This window comes from Bartonella sp. MM97QHHN (assembly GCF_042194285.1).
Taxonomy (GTDB): Bacteria; Pseudomonadota; Alphaproteobacteria; order Rhizobiales; family Rhizobiaceae; genus Bartonella.
Map to the genome: position 1 here is coordinate 1 of NZ_JBHIMS010000064.1, position 1,166 is coordinate 1,166.

Genomic DNA, 1,166 nt, shown 5'->3' on the forward strand with positions numbered 1-1,166 from the left:
TCTAGGTGAACTTTGTATCACTATCTCTGGGTATAAAGACGAGCCTTATGTAGATACCATAATTTCTGAAGACATAATGCAACCTATAAAATCCAAACTCTAACAACCAAACAACATTTTTAAACACCAGCGTGATTCACGCCACGGGTGAATTGCGCTCAAATAGGAGGAAATCAAGATGAGTGAACTAAGTACCACACGAACGGAATTAGTGGAAACAACGAACGATTGTGAAGTCAAATCTACAGCTATGGAGCTGATTTTAGAAAGAGCTCTAAAAGATGATGTCGATATGGAACGTCTCAAGAGCCTTCTTGAATTGCGAGAAAAGGAGATAGAACGACAAGAGCGTCAAAACTTTGTCCGTGATCTTTCTACTATACAAGTGGAATATAAAAATATCGAACAAAATGCCATTAATACACATACTAAAAGCACCTATACAACGCTTGATAAATATATTGATGCTATTAAAGAACCTCTTGCAAAACATCACTTTGCCTTGTTCTCTCGTATCAAAGACCAGAATTCAAATAGTATAACCGTAGAAATGACTTTAAAGCATATATCGGGCAATGAAATATCAACACAAGGAACATTTCCCCTTGATGCTACGGGGAGTAAAAACAACGTACAAGCGGTTGGTTCTACTATAAGCTACGCACGTCGATATCTCTTAGGCATGCTTCTTAATGTTGCAAGAAAAGAAGACGATACAGATGGAATAACACTTCTTGCGGGTATCTCTTCTGAACAGATGAATGAAATCAAAGAATTAATTAAAAAAACACAATCTGAAGAAAGTAGGCTTCTCTCTTTCATAGGAGTAAAAAATCTAAAAGATATGTCTTTTAAACAAGCACAAACCGCTTTGTTTTCTTTGAAAAAAAAGCAACGAAAGCAAATGAATAAAGCACAACAAGAGCAATTAGATGCACCTATACAAGATATCGAATATGCGCCAACTCAACAAGAAACGGCGGTGTGAAATGGAACAAAGGACAGCAGAGTGGTTTCAAGCGCGCTTGGGTAAAGTCACTGCTTCAAACGTTTACAATGTAATCAGTAAGACAGCAAAAGGTTTGCCTACAAGCAAATATGAAGACTACAAAACGAAACTCATGACAGAACGCTTAATAGAGGAAATAAGCCAATCTTATACAACA

Annotated in this window: 1 protein-coding gene and 1 pseudogene; both read left to right on the forward strand. The window is 36.9% G+C overall.

The features are described 5' to 3' along the window. Nucleotides 1-178 precede the first annotated feature (178 nt). Nucleotides 179-988, forward strand: coding sequence for an ERF family protein (locus tag ACFIJW_RS03315; protein WP_375627699.1), 810 nt, complete (start codon nucleotides 179-181; stop codon nucleotides 986-988). Nucleotide 989: 1 nt separating this feature from the next. Continuing rightward, nucleotides 990-1,166: pseudogene (locus tag ACFIJW_RS03320) on the forward strand (exonuclease); the annotation flags it as partial.